The sequence below is a fragment of the Paraburkholderia susongensis genome, from assembly GCF_900177725.1.
GTDB classification, from domain to species: Bacteria; Pseudomonadota; Gammaproteobacteria; order Burkholderiales; family Burkholderiaceae; genus Paraburkholderia; species Paraburkholderia susongensis.
In genome coordinates this window covers 17,794-32,983 of the sequence record NZ_FXAT01000009.1, presented here as the reverse complement: position 1 = coordinate 32,983, position 15,190 = coordinate 17,794, and the positions used below count along the sequence as shown (strand labels likewise).

The following is a 15,190-nucleotide window of genomic DNA, read 5'->3' as shown; positions in this document are numbered from 1 at the left end:
CTTTTGTTCCGGTCACACTTTTTGCCCCACTTTTAGCGAACCACGACGATGTCTACCCTCTACGAATCCACGCTCCGCTCGCTGCCGCTGCTCGGCCGCGGTAAAGTCCGCGACAACTATGCGGTGGGCAACGACCAGTTGCTGATCGTCACGACCGACCGTCTGTCGGCGTTCGACGTCATCATGGGCGAGCCGATTCCGAACAAGGGCCGCGTGCTCAACGCGATGGCGAACTTCTGGTTCGAGAAACTGAAGCACCTGGTGCCGAACCACCTGACGGGCGTGGCGCCCGAGTCGGTGGTCGCGCCGGACGAAGTCGAGCAGGTCAAGGGCCGCGCGGTGGTCGTGAAGCGCCTCGAGCCGATCCTCGTCGAGGCGGTGGTGCGCGGCTATCTCGCCGGCAGCGGCTGGAAAGACTACCAGGCAACCGGTGCGGTTTGCGGCGTGCAGTTGCCGCCGGGTTTGCAGAACGCGCAGAAGCTGCCCGAGCCGATCTTCACGCCGGCCGCCAAGGCCGAAATGGGCCACCACGACGAAAACATCACGTACAACGAGATGGAGCGCCGCATCGGCACTGAGTTGTCGGCCACGATCCGCGACATCTCGATCAAGCTGTACAAGGAAGCGGCGGATTACGCGGCGACGCGCGGCATCATCATCGCGGACACGAAGTTCGAGTTCGGTCTGGACAATCACGGCAAGCTGTACCTGATGGACGAGGCGCTCACTGCCGACTCGTCGCGCTTCTGGCCGGCCGACCAGTACCAGGTCGGCACGAACCCGCCGTCGTTCGACAAGCAGTTCGTGCGCGACTGGCTCGAAACCCAGCCGTGGAAGAAAGAGCCGCCGGCGCCGAAGCTGCCGGACGAGGTGGTTGCGAAGACGGGCGAGAAGTACGAGGAAGCGCTCGAGCGCCTGACCGGGCACAAGCTCGCCTGATCCGCGTGAATCACACAAGAGTCGCCCGGGAAACAAGGAAGCCGTAAAGATGAGTGAAGCACACACCGCCCATACGCATGACGCGCCGGTCGTCGGCGTGTTGATGGGCTCCAGTTCCGACTGGGAAGTCATGAAAAACGCCGTCGCGATTCTGCAGGAGTTCGGCGTGCCGTACGAGGCGAAGGTCGTGTCCGCGCACCGCATGCCGGACGAAATGTTCGCCTATGCTGAAAGCGCGCGCGAGCGCGGCATCCGCGCGATCATCGCGGGCGCGGGCGGCGCGGCGCATCTGCCGGGCATGCTGGCCGCCAAGACCACGGTGCCGGTGCTCGGTGTGCCGGTGGCAAGCAAATACCTGAAGGGCGTCGATTCGCTGCATTCGATCGTGCAGATGCCCAAGGGCGTGCCGGTCGCGACGTTTGCGATCGGCGAGGCGGGTGCGGCGAATGCGGCGCTGTTCGCGGTGTCGCTGCTCTCCGGCACGAGCGCCGAGTATGCGGACAAGCTCGCTGCATTCCGCGTGCGCCAGAACGAAGCGGCTCACGCCATGGTGTTGCCGGCGCTGTAAGCGCGCCGTTTTTTGTTTCAAGACGTCCCCCTGTCCGACCCCCGGCCGGGCGCCCGCTGCTGCACGAACGCGAGCGCACCCGGCCGCGACCGACCACTAAGATGAACCCAGACAACACACCGGTTTCACCGATTCTGCCCGGCGCATGGCTTGGCATGGTCGGTGGCGGCCAGCTCGGCCGCATGTTCTGCTTTGCCGCCCAGGCGATGGGCTATCGCGTCGCCGTGCTCGATCCGGACGAAAACAGCCCGGCGGGCGCGGTCGCCGACCGCCATCTGCGTGCGGCTTACGACGACGAAGCGGCGCTGACCGAACTCGCGCGGCTGTGCGCGGCGGTGTCGACCGAATTCGAGAACGTGCCGGCCGCGAGCCTCGATTTCCTCGCGAAAACCACGTTCGTGAGTCCGGCGGGCCGTTGCGTTGCGGTCGCGCAGGACCGGATTGCCGAGAAGCGTTTTATCGCGTCGTCTGGCGTGACGGTGGCGCCGCACGTGGTGATCGAATCGTCGGGCGCGCTCGCCGCGCTCGGCGATGCGCAGCTCGAAGCCGTGCTGCCGGGGATCCTGAAAACGGCGCGCATGGGTTACGACGGCAAAGGCCAGATCCGCGTGCGCAACGCCGAGGAAGTGCGCGAGGCGCACGCTTCGCTCGGTGGCGTGCCGTGCGTGCTCGAAAAGCGCCTGCCGCTGAAGTTCGAGGTGTCGGCGCTGATCGCGCGTGCGGCGAGCGGCGCGTCGGCGGTCTATCCGCTCGCGCAGAACACGCATCGCGACGGCGTGCTGTCGCACACGATCGTCCCCGCGCCGGACGCGACGCCCGCGCTCGTCGAGCAGGCGCAGCAGGCCGCGTTGCAGATCGCCGACAAGCTCGGCTACGTCGGCGTGCTGTGCGTCGAGTTCTTCATTCTCGAAGACGGCTCGCTCGTCGCCAACGAAATGGCGCCGCGCCCGCACAACTCCGGCCACTACACGGTCGACGCCTGCGCGACCAGCCAGTTCGAGCAGCAGGTGCGCGCGATGACCAGCATGCCGCTCGGCGACACGCGCCAGCATTCGCCGGCGGTCATGCTGAACATTCTCGGCGACGTGTGGTACCCGGACGGCCCGAAGCGCGCCGCGGTCACGCCGCCGTGGCAGGCGGTCGCCGCGATGCCGGCGGCGCGTCTGCATCTGTACGGCAAGGAAGAGGCGCGCTGCGGCCGCAAGATGGGTCACGTGAACTTCACGGCGCCGACGCTCGAAGAAGCCCGCGCGACGGCGCGCGATTGCGCGCGGCTGCTGCATATCATCACGAGCTGACACGCGCACGCCATGCCGGACCAACAGAAACCCGCCGCAAACGCCACGAGCGCGTCGCCTCCGGGCGCAGCCAGCGCGTTGCCGGTCAGCGCCGCGCAGATCGAACACGCGGCGGCCTTGCTCGACGCCGGCGGTCTGGTCGCGTTTCCCACGGAGACCGTGTACGGCCTCGGCGGCGACGCCGGGAACCCGGACGCGGTCGCGCGCATTTACGCGGCGAAGGGCCGGCCGGCCAATCATCCGGTCATCGTGCATCTGGCGCCGCAGGGGGACCCGAACTACTGGGTCGAGCACTTGCCGGCCGAAGCGCAGCGCCTGATCGACGCGTTCTGGCCGGGGCCGCTCACGCTGATCCTCAAGCGCGCCGCGCATATTCACGCAGCGGTCAGCGGCGGCCAGGATTCGGTGGGCTTGCGCTGTCCGTCGCATCCGGTCGCGCAGGCATTGCTGGAAGCATTCAGCGCGTTGCGTAGCGGGCACGGCGGTGTTGCCGCGCCGTCGGCGAACCGTTTCGGGCATGTGAGTCCGACCACCGCGCAGCACGTGCGCGACGAGTTCGGCAGCGCGATTCACGTGCTCGACGGCGGCGCGTCGGATGTCGGGATCGAGTCGACGATTCTCGATCTGTCGCGCGGCTTCCCGGCGCTGCTAAGGCCGGGTCATGTGACACCGCAGGATATCGCCGACGTGCTCGGCGAGGCGCCGCGTCTGCCCGACGGGTCGGACGCAACCGCACCGCGCGCGTCGGGCACGCTGAAGGCGCATTACGCGCCACGCACGCCGCTTGCGCTGCTGCCGTTCGGCGAACTGGAGCCGCTGTTGGCGGTGCGCGAGGCAGGCGAGCGCGTTGCTCTGGTCGCGCGCGCGTCGCGTGCCGGCCGTTGGGCCGATGCCGAGGGCGTGTATTTCGTCGCGGCACCGGAGGACCCGCATGCTTACGCTCGCGAGCTGTACGGCTTGCTGCGGGCGCTCGATCGCGCGAACGTCACGCGGATTCTGATCGAGAAGCTGCCCGATACGATCGAATGGATCGCGCTCAACGATCGGCTTGGACGCGCGGCGGCGGCTTTCGAGGCGCAGCGCTGAGTGTGCTGCCTGCTGCGCTGCATCGCGCAGCCGGTTTGCGCGGCCAACCAGCAAAAGACAAAGGCCCGGCTCGTTGAACGAGCCGGGCCTTTTGCGTTTTTCAGCCGGAGAACGGCCGTCAAAGTAACGGCCTCAAAGCAACAGCCTCACAGCCGCGAAGTGGCCGACAACCTCGCCAGCCCCGCGACCGAAGCCCCTTTTTACTTCCCGAGCCCGCTCGCCGCGACCTGCTTCTCGACCTGCTGCGCAAACAGCGCATGCAGATGCGTGGTCGGATGCACGAGGTCCGCGAACATGTAGGTCTGGTCCGCGCCGGCCACCGTGTAGGTTTGCGGCGAGCAGAACAGTGAAGAGCCGAACGCGCTGCCGAACGACTCGGCTGTCTGACCCGGAGCGAGCGCGCTCGGATTCTTCGTTGCGTAAGCCGTCGCGTTGGCGACCATCGACGCCAGGTTACATGCGGTGCCCGTATTCGACACCGTGAAGCCCTGCGACTGATAGCTCGCCATCGTCTGGTCCTGCCACGCGTAGGCGCTCACATAGATGACCTGCTTGTTCGACGCGAGCCCCTGCTGCAGCACCCCGTTGTAGGTTTGAACCAGCGCGGTGAAGAGCGCCTGGCCTTGCGCGCCGGCCTGGAGCCCCTGCGGCGTTTGCGCGATATCCGGGATGTCCGACACCACCACATGCGTCGCACCGGCCGCGACCACCTTCTGGACCGTGCCGACGAACGTGGTCGCCGCGGTGGTGATCGCCTGCAGCGCGGTCACGGTCGCCGCCTGCGATGCGGCCGCGGCGGCCGTCTGCGCGGCCGTCGCGGTGCCGCCGCCTTGCAGCACCGCGGCCGCCGCCGCCGTGCCGGCATCCGAGACCGCTTGCGCCTGGATGAAGATGTCGTTCGCGCCGCCGTTCATCAGCACGAGCTGGTTCGCATTGAAGCTGCTGTGCGCGGTCAGATACTCCGAGACCTGCGTCGTGATCGGCACCGTCGTCGCGGCCATGTTGTTCGGCGCGTAGCCTTCGCCCGGCTGCAGATCGACACGCGAGCCGCCCTGCGCATAACCGAGGCCGCCGGTTGCCGTCAGAGGCTGGCCGAAGCCGCCCACATACGCGGCGCTCAGCGTGCCGCCGTAGTACTCGGCGACCTTCTGCGTCCAGACTTCGCCCGGATTCGTCGTGAAGCGCCCGCCGCCGAAGCTCGACTGGATGACCGGCGCGTAGGTGCCGACGTCCGACAGACTGTCGCCGAACGACACGATCTGCAGCTTGACGCCCCCCGGCGGCCCGCTGCTCGCATTGTTGTTGTCGTCGCCACCGCCGCCGCACGCTGCCAATGCGGCGAATGCCGCGCTCGCCACGGCGATCTGCGTGACGCGCAACCATTGCTGTTTTTTCGAAGCTGCTTGATTCATGTTGACGACATCTCCTCGTATGTGTGGCCCTTGTGCCATGTGTTGCAGGCCGCGTCCACCGCTTCGGCGGCGTGACGACAGCTTACAGAATCTTCTACGGCCCGCGTGGCGTCCGAAACGCGGTCGTATGATTGGTGTTCAGGCCGGGCTGATCCCCGATTTCCGGACTCATCGTATTGCCGGGCTCCGTGCCCGGATGCGCGTGCGATCGCGTATGCGCCTGTGTCTGCACTCGTGTCTGCGCACAGACCTTCTGCGTGCCCAACTCCGTTTGCCTGACCCCTCGCTGCCGCGCGTGATAAGCGGTGGCCCATTCGGGCGGTGCGAACAGCGCGCGCCACTTGTTGCGCCAGCCGCGCACGCGCGCGAAGTCGGCGGCCATCGAGGCCCATTCGTGAAACGTGGCCTTCAGCGGGTTGTAAGTGTGAAGCGGCTCGACGATGCCGTAGACCGGCGTGTCGTGCGGATTTTCCTCGACATAGCTGCCGAACAGGCGGTCCCAGATCACGAGCACGCCCGCGTAGTTGCGATCGATGTAGCGCTCGTTGCGCGCATGATGCACGCGGTGGATCGACGGCGTATTGAACACGTATTCGAGCCAGCCGAGCTTACCGATCGCCTGCGTATGCACGAAAAACTGGAAGCCGAGGTTCAGGAGCACGATCGCGACGATCTGCTTCGGCGGAAAGCCGAGTATCGCGAGCGGAATCCAGAATAGCCACATGCCGGCGACCGGGTACATCAGGCTCTGGCGGAACGCGGTCGAAAAATTCATCCGCTTCGACGAGTGATGCACGACATGCGCGGCCCACAGCCAGCGCACGCGATGGCTGCAGCGATGAAACACGTAATAGAGCAGGTCCTGCGCAATGAACAGGACGACGAACGACATCCAGCTCGCCTGCCAGGTGTAAATGCGGTAATGCTCGTAGAAAAACGCGTAGACAGGGATGATCGCGAGCCACGCGAGCTTGTCGGCAGCCTGCTGCATCAGCGCGAGCGCGGCGTTGCAGAGCGTGTCGCGCCAGCTGTAGAGCCGCTCGGCCGGACGCGTGCGCCTGACGTGCCACGCCTCCCAGCCGATGCAGGCGAGAAAGACGGGCGCCATGGCGAGCAGCAGCAATTCGGCATCGAATTGCATGGTGTCTCCCTTCCTGGTCCCTGAGCGCCGCGCGGGGTGCGGCGGGCGCTGTCGTTATCGTTCGTGAGCGCCGCTCGGTCTCGATGACCGGGCGGCCTGCGCGGCACGCGAGGCAAATCGCGCGCCGTACGTTGCCCGACAGCGTACACGGTTAGAAGGTTGCCGCGCGCGGCTTCGCTAGAAGAAATCCTCAGTGGGCGGCGCGCTTGCGCGGGTTTTTCCTGGGCTTCGCGCGCGGCTCTTCGATGGGAGCGGAGACCTTCGTAAAGCCCTGCGACGGACCTTCGTAGACCCATTCGAGCAGCGCGTCGTGCGCCGCGCGCGCCGCTTCCGAATGCGGATCGTTGATGAGGCTGACCACCACGTAGCTGTTGCCGTCGGCCGACGCCACATAGCCAGCGATCGCGCGCACGTCGCGCAAGGTGCCGGTCTTGATGTGCGCGTTGCCGCCCGCGCCCTGGTTGGCCAGGCGGTTGCGCATCGTGCCGTCGACGCCGGCGATCGGCAGCGACTCCACGAACACCTGCGCGACCGGGCTCGCGTTGGCCCGCTGCAGCACATCGGCGAGCGCGAGCGCGGTGATGTGCTCGTCGCGCGAGAGGCCCGAGCCGTTGTCGAGCGTCAGGTATTCGGGGTTGAGGCTGTCGCGGCGCAGGAAGTCCTCGACCGCGCGCGCGGCTTTGGCGGTCGTCGCGGGCGGCCTTTCCTCGGCGGCGCCGATGGTCAGGAACAGGTTGCGCGCCATCGTGTTGTTGCTGAACTTGTTGATGTCGCGAACGATATCGGACAGCACCGGCCCCTCGTGCGTCGCGACGAGCTTCGCGCCGGCCGGCACCGCGCCTTCGCGCGTCGTGCCGCTGAAGGTGCCGCCGGTTTGCTGCCACAGCGCGAGAAAGCCGCCCGCGAAGAATGCGGAATGATCGAGCACGGCGACGTTGACCGTGCGCGGGTCACAGCGCATCGAGTAGTCGCCGGTGAACAATGCGACGACGGTGCCGTCCGGTTGCGGCGTGACGGTCGGCGAGATCGATGCTGCGTCGCCGCGGCACGGGCCGTTCGTCGCGTGCAGCTGGTTGTCGATGCGCAGCTGCGCGAGCGCGGGCAGCACGTCGATCGCGACGGTGCCGTCCGGCGACGGCGTCAGCGTGAACGACAGCGACTTGAACGCATAGAGCAGCGGATCGGGGCCGACGTTGTACGGTGCGGTGGAATCGTCGTCGAACGGCGGCAGATCGCGTGTCGACGGATCGAAGTAGCGCTTGTCGAGCACGAGCGCGCCGTCGATGCCGTTGATGCCCGCCTTGTGAATCTTCTGCACGAGATCGATCAGCTCTTCGGGCACGAGCTTCGGATCGCCGGTACCCTGGATGTACAGATTGCCGTGCAGCACGCCGCTCGCATCGAGCGTGCCGTCCGCGTACGCGCTCGTACGCCAGCGGTAGTCGGGGCCGAGGATCGACAGGCCGGAGTAGGTGGTGACGAGCTTCATCGTCGAGGCGGGCATCATCGGCTTGCCGGCGTTGAGCGCGAGAATCGGCGTGCGGTCGCCGACTTTCTCCACTACCACGCTGACCGACGAGAGCGGCACGTGCGCGCGCTGCAGGCCGGCCATCACCGGTTGCGGCAGCACCGTGGTGACGTTGACGCTCGGATGCGCGGCCTTGACGCGCGCTTCCGCCGCCTGCGGCAGCAGCGCACCCGCGCCAAGCGTGGCGGCGATGAGCCAGGTGGCCGTGCGCGGCGCGAGGCGGCTCGGCGTGAATGCGACGAAGGCGGCGAAGGCGGGGGAGCGGCGCGGTCGCGGCATCAGCTGGCGTGCGACGGAAGATAGAAAAGCGTGCGTCATGAACGGGTGAATAGACAAACAAACGGGCAGGATTTCAGGGCGTGCTGCGTGTGCGGAACAACGGAACGGCTATCCGGGATATTCGACGACGAGGCCGCGCACCGCGCGGTCCCACGACCCTTCGACCGCCGCGCGACGCAAAGCGCCCATTGTAGTGACATGCCACCGCGCTGCGGTGAAAAAAGCGTCACGCGGCGCGCAGCCTGTAGGCGGGCGCTAGAATGCGGCATCATCAAACGTTTCGGAACGGATAACCATGCGCATCCTGCTTGTCGAAGATGACCGGATGATCGCCGAGGGCGTGCGCAAGGCGCTGCGCGGCGAAGGCTTCGCGGTCGACTGGGTCGAAGACGGCGAGGCTGCGCTGCGCGCGGCGGCTGCCCAGCCTTACGATCTGGCGCTGCTCGACCTCGGCCTGCCCAAGCGCGACGGCCTCGAGGTGCTGCGCACGTTGCGCGCGCGCGGCCATGCGCTGCCGGTGCTGATCGTCACCGCGCGCGACGCGGTCGCCGATCGCGTCAAGGGCCTCGACGCCGGCGCTGACGATTACCTTGTCAAACCTTTCGATCTCGACGAACTCGGCGCGCGTATGCGCGCGCTGATCCGGCGCCAGTCCGGCCGCAGCGATTCGACGATTCGCCACGGCACCCTGACTCTCGATCCGGCGTCGCACCTGGTCACGCTCGACGGCGCGCTGGTCGCGTTGTCCGCGCGCGAGTTTGCGCTGCTCGAGGCGTTGCTGGCGCGGCCGGGTGCGGTGCTGTCGAAGAGCCAGCTCGAGGAAAAGATGTATGGCTGGGGCGAAGAGATCGGCAGCAATACCGTCGAAGTCTATATCCACGCGCTGCGCAAGAAGCTCGGGGCCGAGCTGATCCGCAACGTGCGCGGACTCGGCTACATGATCGCGAAGGACGCCTGAGCCGATGCGCTCGATTCGCCGTCAACTGCTGTTCTGGCTGCTGGCGCTCGTGCTGCTCGGCGTCGGCATCGCGGGTTGGCTGATCTACCGGCAGGCGCTGGCCGAGGCGAACGAACTGTTCGACTACCAGCTCGAGCAGATCGCCGCGGCGCTGCCGGCCGAGCCGTTCTCGCAGGTGCTCGGGCGCGATACCGGCGACGAAGGCATCGTGCTGCAGATCTGGAATCGCAACGGCATGTTGATGTACTACTCGCGGCCGCGTGCGCCGCTCGCGCCGCGCGCCGAACTCGGCTTTTCGACCGAGCGCACGGATCGCGGCGAATGGCGTGTGTATGGCGCGATCGTCGGCGACAACGTCGTCCAGCTCGCGCAGCCGCTCTCGGTGCGCAACCGGCTTGCCGCCAACGTGGCGCTGCGCACGCTGTGGCCGCTGATCGTGCTGCTGCCGTTGCTCGGGCTCGCGGTGTGGGTGATCGTCGGGCGAGGGCTGAGGCCGTTGCGGCGCGTGACGAGCGCGCTCGACGCGCGTCATCCTGAGGCGCTCGATCCGTTGCCGGACAAGCGCTTGCCGCTCGAAGTGCAACCGCTCGTGCGCGCGTTGAACGGACTGCTCGAACGGCTCGCAACCGCACTCGATATCCAGAAAGCGTTCGTCGCCGATGCCGCGCACGAATTGCGCACGCCGCTTGCCGCCGTGCAGATTCAATCGCAACTGGTGGCGCGCGCGAAGGACGAGACCGCGCGCAGCGAGGCGCTCGCCGATCTGCAGGCGGGCGTGACGCGCGCCACGCGGCTCGCCGAGCAGTTGCTCGCGCTCGCGCGCGCCGAGCCGGATGGCGTGGCGGTGACCGAGGCGCTCGATCTGCACGCGCTGCTGCAGGACTGCGTCGCGACCTACGCGCCGCTCGCGATGAGCCGCGGTGTCGATCTCGGCATCGAGGCGAGCGAGGCCGCCACCGTGACCGGCGATACCGAAGCGCTGCGCGTGATGTTCAACAATCTACTCGATAACGCGACCAAGTACACGCCGAATGGCGGCCGTGTCGATGTGAGCCTGCGTGTCGAGGACGAGCGCCCAGTCGTGCGGATCGCCGATAGCGGGCCGGGGATCGCGCCTGCTGATCGTGAGCGTGTGTTCGACCGCTTCTATCGCGCGGGCGCCGGCGCGGATCGCCCGCGCACCGATGTGGCGGGTAGCGGTCTCGGCCTCGCGATCGTGCGCCGCATCGCCACGCAACTGCATGCCGACGTGTCTCTCGACGAATCGCCGGCGGGTGGTTTGCAGGTCACGGTGCGCTTCTGAGAAAGGCGTTTCGCTCCGCCAGAACGCGCGTAACGACGCGCCGGACAAGCCCTGTCGATAAGGTTCCCTTGATCTGTCGCTGCTTAAGTCTCTTTTAAGCGATGCCACGTACGCTCCTCGACATCCAAAGTCACTTTTCTCCAGTCAGGAGTCCACGATGAACGCGAAAACCTTGTCCCGCAGCGCTGTTGCAGTAGCTGTCGCCGCTGCGCTTTCCGCCGGCTATGTGGCGGGTCATCGCGACGTGCCCGCACCGCAGATCATCTCGCCGGCGCAAGCCGCGATGATGCCTGCCGAAGCCGCCGCCAAGACCGGCATCCCCGATTTCTCCGGCCTGGTTGAAACCTATGGTCCGGCCGTCGTCAACATCAGCGCGAAACACGTGGTCAAGCAGACCGCGATGCGCAGCAATGGCGGCAACTTCAACGGCAACCAGTTGCCGATCGACCCGAGCGATCCGCTCTATCAGTTCTACAAACGTTTCTTCGGCGGTATGCCGGGCATGCAAGGCGGTGATGGCGGCGACGCGCCCGATCAGCCGAGTGCGAGCCTCGGTTCCGGTTTCATCATCAGCAATGACGGTTACATCCTGACCAATGCGCACGTGGTGGACGGCGCGAACGTCGTCACCGTGAAGCTCACCGACAAGCGTGAGTTCAAGGCAAAGGTGGTCGGCGCCGACAAGCAGTCCGACGTCGCCGTGCTGAAGATCGACGCGAGCAATCTGCCGACCGTGAAGATCGGCGATCCGCGTCAGAGCAAGGTGGGTCAGTGGGTGGTCGCGATCGGTTCGCCGTACGGTTTCGACAACACGGTGACCTCGGGCATCATCAGCGCGAAGTCGCGTTCGCTGCCCAACGAGAACTACACGCCGTTCATCCAGACCGACGTGCCGGTGAACCCGGGTAACTCGGGCGGCCCGCTCTTTAACCTGCAAGGCGAAGTGATCGGCATCAACTCGATGATCTACTCGCAGACCGGCGGCTTCCAGGGCCTGTCGTTCGCGATTCCGATCAACGAGGCGATCAAGGTCAAGGACGATCTCGTGAAGACGGGCCACGTGAGCCGCGGCCGTCTCGGCGTCGCGGTGCAGGGCATGAACCAGACGCTCGCCGATTCGTTCGGCATGCAGAAGCCGCAAGGCGCGCTCGTCAGCTCGGTCGATCCGGGCGGTCCGGCAGCCAAGGCGGGCCTGCAGCCGGGCGATGTGATTCTTTCGGTGAACGGCGACGCCGTCAACGATTCGTCGGATCTGCCGGCACAGATCGCGGGCATCGCCCCGGGCAGCTCGGCGACCCTGAAGGTGTGGCGCGACAAGGCCAGCAAGGACGTGAAGGTGACGATCGGCTCGTTCTCGGATGCGAAGGTTGCTTCGGCGGGCAAGGCCGATCAGCAGACCCAGCTGCAAGGCCGTCTCGGTGTGGCGGTGCGGCCGCTGACGCCGGAAGAGAAGAGCGGCGCGTCGGTATCGCACGGTTTGCTCGTGCAGCAGTCGGGCGGCGCGGCCGCGACCGCGGGCATCCAGCCGGGCGACGTGATTCTCGCCGTCAACGGCCGGCCGGTTACGAACGTCGATCAGCTCAAGCAGATGATTTCGAGCGCGGGCAACAGTATCGCGCTGCTGATCCAGCGCGATAACGCGCAGATCTTCGTGCCCGTCGATCTGGGCTGATCGTTCACCCGGGCGAATCGACCATGTCGCCCGATCCGTACAGAGCTGTAGTAGCGATTGCCGGTCCTTTGCATTTACTGCAAGGGACCGGTTTTTTTTCGCCTGACCGACTTGACGACCGGCAAGCGCGACGCGCGCCAACGTCAAAGGAAAGCGCTTTTCCGTCGACGCAACCGGACGGTTGGCACGCAGGTTGCATCGTCCTTGATTCGGGCCCATCGAGGGATACTGGGCAAGGACTTTAACAAGGAGCGAACCGATGAAAACCCAACGCAATCAGCGAAGGATCGTAGCCGCTGCGTTCTGCGCGGCGCTCACGCTCGGACTGGCGGGCGGTGCGTACGCGCAGCAGGCAGGCGGCGTGAGCGGCGGCTCGACCACCGACAACACGAGCGCCGGCAACGTCAACGGCGGCGGTCTGCCGCAAATCCAGCAGCAGGGCGACGTGTCGTACGTGTCGGGCGGCGTGGGTCTCGACGAGTCGAGGGCGCTGCAGCGGGCGCAGAGCCAGTGGCCGTTGGCGCTGCGCTTTACCGGCCCCCATGGCGAGTTTCTCGCCGACGTGCACGTTCGCATCGTCGATGCGCATCGCAGCGAGGTGCTGAATTCGACGTCGCGCGGACCGTTCATGCTGGTCAGACTGCACCCCGGCCGTTATACCGTGCACGCGAAGTACAACGACAGCGAGCAGACACGCGCGGTGACGGTACCGGCGCGCGGCAACGTCAAATCCGCGTTCATATGGAACATGAACTAAGCGGTCCGATTGCCGCTATTGCCGCCGCGTATGGCCGGGTTTGATGGCTGGGCGCGCGGCACTCCCCGCGCACCTCAGGAAGGCCGCGCAATTGGCTGAAGTTTGGCCGATAATGAAGCCACGGGCGTGTCTCGTGGCTTCGCCGTTCATGCGGCGGCACCTTGCATCACGCGCCCACACCATCACGGAGCCTGGACATGAGCGATGCGGCGACACCTGAGGCAAGCCCCGGCGGCCATACCATCGCGATTCGCGACAACCGCCATCGGGTGCGCGTGATTCACGGCGGCGTGACGATGGCCGACACGCAGGCTGCGCTAACGCTCTCCGAAACCGGCTTGCCGGACGTCGTCTATTTCCCGCGCGAGCATGTGAACATGGCGCGGCTCGAACGCTCGACGCACACGTCGCACTGTCCGTTCAAGGGCGACGCGTCGTACTTTCATCTGCGCACGGAAAACGGCTTGATCGAAAACGCGGTGTGGAGCTACGAAGAGCCGTTCGAGCAGGCGAAGCGAATAAAAGGGTATCTCGCGTTTTACGCATCGCGCGTCGACCGCATCGATCAGACATCCTGATCCTGTCGTCGCGCGTTCATCGGGGGGAGGTTGCCATGGAACTGAACGACGCGTTACGGATTCCGCTTGCACCGACCGACGTCTGGGACGCGTTGCAGGATCTCGCGCTGTTGCGTGCCAGCCTCGACAACTGCGAATCGTTCACGCGCCTCGCCCACAGCGAATACGCGCTGACCATGACGGTGCCGCTCGGCCCGTTGCGTGCGCGTTACGAAGCGCGTGCCCACGTGGCCGGCCAGGACTCCGGACCGGCGGACGCGCAGCGCCGCACCATCAACTTCAAGGCTCGGGCCGAGGGTATCGGTGCGTTGCGCGGGCAGATCGAAGTGCGTTTGCGCGCGGACGAAAGCGCGCACGGCGGCGGCCGGGAGCGCAGCACGCGCATCGACTACACAATCTGGGCGACGTCGTCGGGACCGCTCGCCGAGCTGCCCACGCGCCAGCTCGAAAACGCGCTGCATCAACTGGCCGACGACTTTTTCACCGAATTCGACGCGGTCGTGCGCGCGAAGCACGGCAAAGGGCCGAACCGCGTGCATGGCTCGACGGCGCGCCGCCAGCATGTGTTTCTGCGGCCGATCACGCTCGGCGGCATCGCGCGGCGTACACGCATCGATCATGGCAATGCGCTGACGGGCCGCGCGGCGAGCGCGTCGCATAGCTGGTCGCATGGGGTATCGCACGAGGAGCCCGGGCAACACGCCGTTCCGAACTGGGCGTGGGCCGGGATGATTTTTCTGGTCGCGCTGCTGCTGTACGTCGTGCACTGGATCAGCGAGCAGTGAACCACCGGCAGTGGACCATCGAGCCGCGCGGGGGCTCGATGGGAGCGCCGTTGTCGTGTGGATGCGACTACGAAATCCCGGGGCAGAGCTACGAAACGTCGGCTGAGCCACAATGCCGTCATCGCTGCCATGCGTTCCGGCAGCCATTCGCCGGAACGCACCGCGCCGACTCCCATTTCCAGCAAGGAGCTTTGCCATGACCACGCCGCGCCGCGCGCTGATCGTCATCGACGTACAGAACGAATATGTGACCGGCGATCTGCCGATCGAATTTCCCGATGTGCAGACTTCGCTCGCCAACATCGGCCGGGCGATCGACGCGGCGCGGGCCGCCGGTGTGCCGGTCGTGGTCGTGCAGAACATCGCGCCGGCTACTTCGCCGCTGTTTGCGCGCGGCAGCGCGGGAGCGGAGTTGCATAGCGTCGTGACTTCGCGCACGCACGACCACTACGTCGAAAAATCGCTGCCGAGCGCATTCGCCGGCACCGATCTGGCCGACTGGCTCGCCGCCAGGCAGATCGACACGCTGGCCATCACCGGCTACATGACGCACAACTGCGACGCGTCGACCATCAACCACGCGGTGCATGCAGGACTTGCCGTCGAATTCCTGCACGACGCGACGGGCTCGGTGCCGTACGAAAACAGCGCGGGTTTCGCGAGCGGGGAAGAGATTCATCGTGTGTTCAGCGTGGTGCTGCAGTCGCGCTTCGCTGCGGTGGCCAGCACGGACGAATGGCTCGCGGCGGTGAAGGGCGGGGCGCCGCTCGAGCGCGGCAACATCTATACGTCGAATCAGGCGGCGCGAGCAAGGCGGGTTGCCGTCTGAATGCCGAGAGCGAGGGCGGGTGATAAACGACTCGCAAACGAGGCCCGCAAACGAGGC

General features: G+C 66.4%; 14 protein-coding genes. 11 read left to right on the top strand and 3 right to left on the bottom strand.

Features of this window, described 5'->3' with window-relative positions; genetic code table 11:
- The first annotated feature begins 48 nt into the window (after positions 1-48).
- The 4 genes from B9Z01_RS23770 (at position 49) to B9Z01_RS23755 (ending at position 3,891) form a co-directional block, all read left to right on the top strand.
- Complete coding sequence (locus B9Z01_RS23770; RefSeq protein WP_085487586.1) at positions 49-939, top strand: phosphoribosylaminoimidazolesuccinocarboxamide synthase; 891 nt, start codon at positions 49-51, stop codon at positions 937-939.
- A gap of 49 nt (positions 940-988) precedes the next feature.
- A complete protein-coding gene (gene purE / locus B9Z01_RS23765; RefSeq protein ID WP_085487584.1) occupies positions 989-1,507 on the top strand; it encodes a 5-(carboxyamino)imidazole ribonucleotide mutase in 519 nt (172 codons plus the stop codon).
- 101 nt (positions 1,508-1,608) lie between these two features.
- Entirely contained in the window at positions 1,609-2,805 is a 1,197-nt protein-coding gene (locus B9Z01_RS23760; protein ID WP_085487582.1) for a 5-(carboxyamino)imidazole ribonucleotide synthase, read from the top strand.
- A 12-nt stretch (positions 2,806-2,817) separates the two neighbouring features.
- Positions 2,818-3,891 (top strand): L-threonylcarbamoyladenylate synthase, encoded by a 1,074-nt coding sequence (locus tag B9Z01_RS23755; protein WP_085487580.1) that lies wholly within the window; start codon positions 2,818-2,820, stop codon positions 3,889-3,891.
- Positions 3,892-4,091: 200 nt separating this feature from the next.
- On the opposite strand, the gene B9Z01_RS23750 is transcribed toward B9Z01_RS23755, so the two are convergent.
- From B9Z01_RS23750 to dacB, 3 genes are all read right to left on the bottom strand, one after another.
- Positions 4,092-5,303 carry an SGNH/GDSL hydrolase family protein gene (locus tag B9Z01_RS23750; RefSeq protein WP_085487578.1) on the bottom strand — a complete coding sequence of 404 codons (1,212 nt, stop codon included), beginning with the start codon at positions 5,301-5,303 and terminating at the stop codon, positions 4,092-4,094.
- A gap of 94 nt (positions 5,304-5,397) precedes the next feature.
- Positions 5,398-6,444: a sterol desaturase family protein gene (locus tag B9Z01_RS23745; RefSeq protein ID WP_085487576.1), complete on the bottom strand. Its 1,047-nt coding sequence runs from the start codon at positions 6,442-6,444 to the stop codon at positions 5,398-5,400.
- A 190-nt stretch (positions 6,445-6,634) separates the two neighbouring features.
- Positions 6,635-8,290, bottom strand: coding sequence for a D-alanyl-D-alanine carboxypeptidase/D-alanyl-D-alanine endopeptidase (gene dacB / locus B9Z01_RS23740; RefSeq protein ID WP_085487575.1), 1,656 nt, complete (start codon positions 8,288-8,290; stop codon positions 6,635-6,637).
- A gap of 256 nt (positions 8,291-8,546) precedes the next feature.
- Between dacB and B9Z01_RS23735 the strand changes: the two genes are divergently transcribed.
- From B9Z01_RS23735 to B9Z01_RS23705, 7 genes are all read left to right on the top strand, one after another.
- Positions 8,547-9,209: a response regulator gene (locus B9Z01_RS23735; RefSeq protein ID WP_085487573.1), complete on the top strand. Its 663-nt coding sequence runs from the start codon at positions 8,547-8,549 to the stop codon at positions 9,207-9,209.
- 4 nt (positions 9,210-9,213) lie between these two features.
- Positions 9,214-10,512: an ATP-binding protein gene (locus B9Z01_RS23730; protein WP_085487571.1), complete on the top strand. Its 1,299-nt coding sequence runs from the start codon at positions 9,214-9,216 to the stop codon at positions 10,510-10,512.
- A 157-nt stretch (positions 10,513-10,669) separates the two neighbouring features.
- Positions 10,670-12,184, top strand: coding sequence for a DegQ family serine endoprotease (locus B9Z01_RS23725; RefSeq protein ID WP_085487569.1), 1,515 nt, complete (start codon positions 10,670-10,672; stop codon positions 12,182-12,184).
- 259 nt (positions 12,185-12,443) lie between these two features.
- Positions 12,444-12,941 carry a hypothetical protein gene (locus B9Z01_RS23720; RefSeq protein ID WP_085487567.1) on the top strand — a complete coding sequence of 166 codons (498 nt, stop codon included), beginning with the start codon at positions 12,444-12,446 and terminating at the stop codon, positions 12,939-12,941.
- A gap of 197 nt (positions 12,942-13,138) precedes the next feature.
- Complete coding sequence (locus B9Z01_RS23715; protein WP_085487565.1) at positions 13,139-13,519, top strand: DUF427 domain-containing protein; 381 nt, start codon at positions 13,139-13,141, stop codon at positions 13,517-13,519.
- A gap of 35 nt (positions 13,520-13,554) precedes the next feature.
- Positions 13,555-14,304, top strand: a complete 750-nt coding sequence (locus tag B9Z01_RS23710; RefSeq protein WP_085487563.1) for an SRPBCC family protein — start codon at positions 13,555-13,557, stop codon at positions 14,302-14,304.
- Positions 14,305-14,500: 196 nt separating this feature from the next.
- Entirely contained in the window at positions 14,501-15,133 is a 633-nt protein-coding gene (locus B9Z01_RS23705) for a cysteine hydrolase family protein (protein ID WP_085487561.1), read from the top strand.
- Positions 15,134-15,190 lie beyond the last annotated feature (57 nt).